The organism is Streptomyces soli, from assembly GCF_003999195.1.
Classification (GTDB): domain Bacteria; phylum Actinomycetota; class Actinomycetes; order Streptomycetales; family Streptomycetaceae; genus Actinacidiphila; species Actinacidiphila soli.
In genome coordinates, this window is sequence record NZ_RJVR01000146.1 from 1 (window position 1) to 6,102 (window position 6,102).

Sequence of the window (6,102 nt, forward strand, 5' to 3'; positions counted from 1 at the left end):
ACGTCTACGCGGGAACCGTCGTCTACCGCGCTTCGCTAAGCCGAGAACCACTGGACGACGTGGTGATCGACCAGATCGTCAACCTCCTCCTGCACGGGGCATCCCGACCCAGCCCCCGCCCCGCGACCAGAAGGTCACTTCATGACGACGCACCACGACCGGAGCCACGACGAACCCACTGTGCGGACACGGCCCAGCGTCGACCACGACCCCATGCCGCTCGGGCCCGAAGGCCAATTCAACACGTGGAGAGTGCGCGTTCCGCCCGGTCCTGGGGCGCGCTGGCCGGGAAGCCCCGGCATCTAGAGCGACTCCTAGCCGCGGGACTGCAAAAACGAACGGAATAACCCCCGATCATGGAAGATGCATCGATGACGAGCGAGAACGTGAACGAGTCCGTGGCGGTCGAAGTGGCTGAGCCACAGGGTTCAGCGGCCGTGGACAATCAGCTGATCGATGAGTTGGTGGGCCGGGCCCCGGCTGAGGGTCTGCAGCTCACCGGCGAGGGCGGACGGCTTCAGCAGCTCACCAAGCGGCTACGGGAGTCCGCCCTCGAAGGGCGGGTTGGATCACGTGGGACCCGCTGCCTGTAGAGCTGCGGGCTCAGGCGGCCTGTTGGCGGCGGAGGCCGCGCAGTGCGCGGCTGCGGGTCCAGCCGTGTCCGCAGGCGGAGCCCCTGTCCTGCTCCGCGTTGACCAGGGACACCGCTTGGTTCTCCTGCGCACCGACGTGCAAGAACCTGAAGAGCTGCTCGTAGGCCGCGTCGACCAGTCCGGCCGACTGGTCAAGCAGGGCGATCTCGTCCATGGTCTTGATCTGGCGGGCGCACATCATCAGCGCCTGCGCGTCGACGACGTGCAATCCCTCGTTCTCAAGCGCCCGGAGCGCGGGGAGCTCGACCACGTCCACGCCGAGCGGTTCACCGTCGAGACCGTGCTCTCGCAGGACATCGGCGACCTTCCGTGCATTGCTGGCTTCCACACCGACTTCGAGGTCGATGGCGCCGCGCCAGGTCGACAGTCCCGCCTGCCAGCTTTCCCCGGGCAGCCACGTCAGGTATTCGCGGTGAAGCTTCGCCGCCGAGCCGATGTCCCACAGGATCGGCGCATGCCCCCGGATCACCAAGGCCGCCCGGAACAGCTTGTCCCTGGCCCAGTCGCCGATGTGGGTTCTGGTCGTGTAGCGGATGTTGTTCATGTCGTAGAGCAACACCGCGCCCAATTCGCTGGCCTCCAGCTCCGCCTGGGCGCGAGCGAGCCGCTGTTCCGTAGCCGGGCGTAGTTCACCCGGCTCTCCCAGTCCGTGCTCAGAAAGGTATCGGGCGAAGCGATGGGAGTCTGGTCACGACTGGCCGGCCCTGGCGACCAGGGTTGCGCCTTGAGCACTGGCATGTTGTCCTCCTCAGTTTTCTGCGAAATGTGCGCGCGCCGCGTGATGTCCCGTACGTACAGCTGACCTGGAGCGGTGGCGCTCAGGGCACGTACACGTACCTGAGTGTGCAGTCCGACCTGGCGACGAAGAAGATCTCGGACATCAAGCGGATCCCCCGCCCGTCCGCCGGGACGGGGACGACGCCCCAGCCGAAGCCGGGGGACAAGTCCTGGGAGAGGCCGGACGAGGGGTCGGGGAACAGGCCCGAGAGCAAGCCCGGGAACACGCCGGGGAACAGGCCCGAGGACATGCGGCACAGCGGGCCGATGAGGGGCTGACGCAGGCCCACGCTCCGGGGGATACGACGGTGCTCACCGCCGTACCCCTTAGGGCGACAGCATGTTCACCTGGTCGGTAACACCCCATGGCAGTCGCCCGAGCTGGATCTCATCCCATGTCAGCAGCACGGCCACCTCAGCGACCAGGACAAACACGGGTACTCGACGGCCGGATTACCGTTCGGGCCGAGCGTTCGCGGGGGCGGCCGGCCCCGTCTGGGTCTGGGTCTGGGTCATAACGTCTCTCCGCCTCTCGGTGTGCGGAGGCGTTGTGCGCATCGCGGTTACAGGTGCGAGGCGATGGCCGGCATCAGGTCCTGGAAGGTGCGGCCGGAGGCCGGGGCGCCGATGGCCGCCATCTGCCAGCCGCCGCCCGCCCGGTACACCTTGGCCATGACCTGGGCGGTGTAGGAGCCGCCGCCGGTGAGGGTGTAGCGGGCCAACTCTTGGCCGGTGGTCTCGTCCAGCAGACGGCAGAAGGCGTTCTGCACCTCGGCGAAGGTCTGCCCGGTGAAGGAGTTCACGGTGAAGACGATCTGGTCGATGTGGACCGGGACGCGCTGCAGGTCGACCAGGATCGACTCGTCGTCGCCGCCCTGGCCGGCGCCGCCGGTCAGGTTGTCGCCGGTGTGGCGTACGGACCCGTCATTGCTGACCAGGTGCTGGAAGAAGACGACGTCCGCCGCTTCCTGGCCGGCAAAGAGGACCGCGGAGGCGTCGAGGTCGATCTCGCGGGCGGTCAGCTTGGCGAGAAATCCCTTACGGGGCGCGGCCTGCCAGCCCAGGCCCATCCGTACCACGCTGAGTGCACCTCCGTCGGACTTGCTCAGGCTGATCTGCTGGCCCTTGGCCAGGTTCACGGTCATGTGCTGCCTCTCCGATGGGCGTCGTGTGAAGTGCTTGCCGGGCTGGGGCAGCGAGCCCGGGCTGGTGGTGAGGTCCGGGCCGGCGAAATCGGGGCTGGTGGAGCCCAGGCGTGGTGCCGCTCAGGACTCGTACCGACACCAGGCTGTGTTCGCAGTCGGATGTTGGAGTAAGACGGGATGCCGCGCTCCAGGAGCACCTGGTGCCACGCTTCGCGGGCCCGCTCCCCGTCCGAGGCGTTGCCCGGCCGGTCCTCCCGTCGGGCGGCGGGGAACAGTGGCGTGCGACGGTGACCAACAGCGCGGTGACGCCGACGGCCGAGCGGGGAGGGCTGGTCACGTCTGTCTCCCTACGGGTTCGAAACCGATGGTTGTGCAGGTCCGGGCCTGGACTGGCAGGGACACCCGGCCGATGCCCGCACCACCCCCGGCCAGGCCGCCGCTGACGTCCGCCTGCGCGGCGTCGCCTTGGTCACGGACGGCGCAGCGGGCTTCGGCAGGGCCGAGATCCGTTGAGTGCCTGTGCCGCCCGCGATGACGCAGGCGGGGACGTGGACGGCAGAGTCCGCCGGGTCCGTCTGGGAGTGCCGGGCCCGGCGGGTGACCGAGGGCGTCAGGCGTTGACGCCATAGTCGGAGGCGATCCCGGTAAGCCCCGAGGCGTAGCCCTGGCCCACGGCGCGGAACTTCCACTCCGCCTCGTTGCGGTACAGCTCGCCGAAGACCATGGCAGTCTCGGTTGCCGCGTCCTCGCTCAGGTCGTAACGGGCGATCTCCGCGCCGCCGGTCTGGTTGACGATGCGGATGTATGCGTTCCGCACCTGGCCAAAGTTCTGGCTGCGGGTCTCGCCGTCGTAGATCGAGACCGGGAATACGATCTTGTCGACGCCGGCCGGCAGGGCCGCCAAGCTGACGTTGATCTGCTCGTCGTCGCCGCCGCCTTCGCCGGTGCGGTTGTCGCCGGTGTGAACGATGGTCTGGTCGGGGGTCGCCTTGTTGTTGAAGAAGACGAAATGGCCGTCGGAGTAGACCTTGCCGCTCGGATTGACCGCGATCGCGCTCGCGTCGAGGTCGAAGTCGGTACCGGTGGTGGTACGGACGTCCCAGCCGAGACCGACCGTGACGGCCGTCAGGCCCGGCGCCTCCTTCGTGAGAGAGACGTTGCCACCCTTGGACAGTGAGACTGCCACGATCTCCTCCTGTATTTCCCCATGCCTGGCTCGGAACGCCCGGCGTGCTGCAGCCGGGAACCGAAATCTACGGCAATGTAGGGAAAACGAGGGCGCGACCGGCCCAGCCCTCACCCGCATTGACGCCACCACTGGAACCCAGGGCACATCAAGCCCTCCAATTCCAGGCGACGTGCACACTGTCGCCGGTGCGGAACGCTCCGGCGTAGGCCCCGAGGTAGGAACGCAGGTGCGTGATGCGGCGGGCGAAGCCGTCGGGCTCGTCCACGCTGGCGGACAGGATCGTGGTGACCTCCACCCCATACAGCGCGGGCGTGGCCAGGCCCTGGGCGTGGTCGGTGATCCGCGCCAGCAGGGTGACGTTTCTATGGCCGTCACGCCGGGGACGGTCGCGGTTCCGGCCGCTCCCGTTCACTCGCCCGGGCGAGTCCTGCCGTGCTCTGGCCCCGGCCGCCTTCTGAACCGATGCGCACCGGCGGCGGTCGCTGCGGGCGGTCAGGCGCTGGTGTCGGCGCGAGGGGCGTCGTCCAGCGGGCTGCGGGTGGAGACGTATCGGCCGCACATACCCACCACCCTGCCACGCGGGCCAGTAGGACCTCGGGGAGCGCGGCCGCTAACTCACGGCGGAACCGGGATAACCCGGACAGGGACTCGACGCGCGCAGCGCCGTCCTGCAGACTGTCCATCACGGCCTTTGGGTAGATCGACTGTCGACTTCAGCGAGAAGACACGATCACGCAAAGGCCGTCCAACTGTCAGGCGAACGACGAACCTCACCAAGACATGATCTTGGTGAGGTTTAAAGCCAAGCTAAGAGGGTGTTCGGTACCGGGTCCCCCTGCCTGCCAGGGAGACGCCGATGATGGCGTTGACGCCGAGGCGGGACTTGATGTCGGTGCCGTCCAGGGCGCTCAGTGCGGCGTCCACCTCGGCGGCGGAGGCGAAGGGGCGGCCGACCAGGGCCCGGGCGATCTCACCATTGAAATGGCCGACGACCTGGCGGACGCCCTCGCCGGCGTAACGCTGCTGGTCGCCGTCGCGCAGTTGTACGGCCTCGCGGGTGCCGGTGGAGGCCCCGGCACGGAATTGTGTGCCGTCGGGGGTGGACAGCGTGACGGCGAGGATGGAGCGGCGGCATCCCGCCATACATCGTGGATTGCATGGAAGTGACGGCAGCCGCAGCCGTCTCGTGATGGACCAGCACAGCGAGCGCGGCACACAGGGCGATCAGGGCGCCGCGCGCCCAGCGGACGGAGCCACTGCGGGCTGTCCGTGTCGCCATTGCTTCCGCCCTGCGCTCTCGGCTTGCCGGGCTCCCGCGCGAGAGGAGTGAAATACCCGGGCGGCGACTCAATACATCCCTCTGGGGTGTCGTGATCCCGGGGCAGCAGGTAGACGGCGGCGAACCGGAGTGAGCTGAAGACGTCGAAGAAGCTGTGCCTCGCAGTGATAGTCGTCACCGCTGACGGCGGACGACGTGGGGTGTCGCACCGGCCTCTCAGCCCGATTTGTCCAATCTTTCACCAGATGCACGACCCATTGTCACCAACAGGGCGTTCCAGTCGAGTTGTCACCACGCCAACGGAGGTACGAGTCGCTGACCTGGAACGTCGTACGGACGTCGCCCCTTGTGACGAAGCACGCCACCTATCACTCAGTGAATTCGCAGCCTTGATGTCACCACCCTGCGCCGCCACTCAGTCCAAGCGCGGTCGCGCGTTACCCGAGCCACTTCGGGGTGAGGCTCGCCACAACCGGGACCACCGGAGTGTGTTGACGGAGCAAGATGAAGGCTCCGGCCAGTGAGTTCACATCTAGTTGTCACCTGGCGGCGCGGCTAAACGAGAACTGGCCTGCCCTCGGGCCCCGATGAGCCACCCGGGTCGCGCTTGCCACGATCAACATGATTACAGTTCCGCAAATCGGATAATCCCGGACAAGTCACACAGGAGCAAATAAAGTTCCACCGCACTTGCCCTACGGATGGCCTCGGACCGAGATCGCCGCAACCGCCGAACCCGGTCTCACTCCATAAGAGGAGCAACTATGCGCAGAGTTCGTCCGCGGCAGCGTGCCGCGGTCGCCGCTGGGGTCATCGCTCTGGCTACTTTCATAATGATATCAACCTCTTTGTCCGGTTCCGCTATCGCCGCATCCGCGCGTTCGGCGCCAGCGGTCAAGGCCGTGCCGGCGGTAGCCGGACAGCAATCGGCGAGCGCGGGCCGCAGCCCGCTGACCACCCGGCAGTGCCAGGTGAAGTGGCGGATCTCCTGTTACACCCCGACGCAGTATCGCCAGGCGTACGACCTGAACCCGCTGTACCGGGCAGGAGTCACCGGCA

The 6,102-nt window shown here is 67.4% G+C and carries 5 protein-coding genes and 2 pseudogenes; 1 reads left to right on the forward strand and 6 read right to left on the reverse strand.

All coding sequences use genetic code 11. The features are described from left to right. Positions 1–371 precede the first annotated feature (371 nt). Positions 372–566, forward strand: a pseudogene (locus EFK10_RS12995) (transposase); the annotation flags it as partial. 37 nt (positions 567–603) lie between these two features. On the opposite strand, the gene EFK10_RS13000 reads toward EFK10_RS12995, so the two are convergent. From EFK10_RS13000 to EFK10_RS13025, 6 genes and pseudogenes are all read right to left on the reverse strand, one after another. Further along, positions 604–1,221 carry a hypothetical protein gene (locus EFK10_RS13000; RefSeq protein ID WP_206305433.1) on the reverse strand — a complete coding sequence of 206 codons (618 nt, stop codon included), beginning with the start codon at positions 1,219–1,221 and terminating at the stop codon, positions 604–606. 250 nt (positions 1,222–1,471) lie between these two features. Then, positions 1,472–1,720, reverse strand: a complete 249-nt coding sequence (locus EFK10_RS13005) for a hypothetical protein (protein ID WP_127355870.1) — start codon at positions 1,718–1,720, stop codon at positions 1,472–1,474. 273 nt (positions 1,721–1,993) lie between these two features. Continuing rightward, on the reverse strand, positions 1,994–2,575 hold the full coding sequence (locus tag EFK10_RS13010; protein WP_127355871.1) for a TerD family protein: 582 nt from the start codon (positions 2,573–2,575) through the stop codon (positions 1,994–1,996). Between the two features lie 610 nt (positions 2,576–3,185). Next, positions 3,186–3,761 (reverse strand): TerD family protein, encoded by a 576-nt coding sequence (locus EFK10_RS13015; RefSeq protein WP_127355872.1) that lies wholly within the window; start codon positions 3,759–3,761, stop codon positions 3,186–3,188. 148 nt (positions 3,762–3,909) lie between these two features. Then, the gene (locus tag EFK10_RS13020) at positions 3,910–4,176 is read right to left on the reverse strand and encodes a hypothetical protein (protein WP_127355873.1); all 267 of its coding nucleotides are present in this window, start codon (positions 4,174–4,176) and stop codon (positions 3,910–3,912) included. 428 nt (positions 4,177–4,604) lie between these two features. After that, positions 4,605–4,907, reverse strand: a pseudogene (locus EFK10_RS13025) (phosphopyruvate hydratase); the annotation flags it as partial. Positions 4,908–6,102 lie beyond the last annotated feature (1,195 nt).

Bases quoted from the DNA above. Each gene is read 5' to 3' on its own strand.
- EFK10_RS13010 (WP_127355871.1), bottom strand. From the start codon at position 2,575: ATGACCGTGAACCTGGCCAAGGGCCAGCAGATCAGCCTGAGCAAGTCC.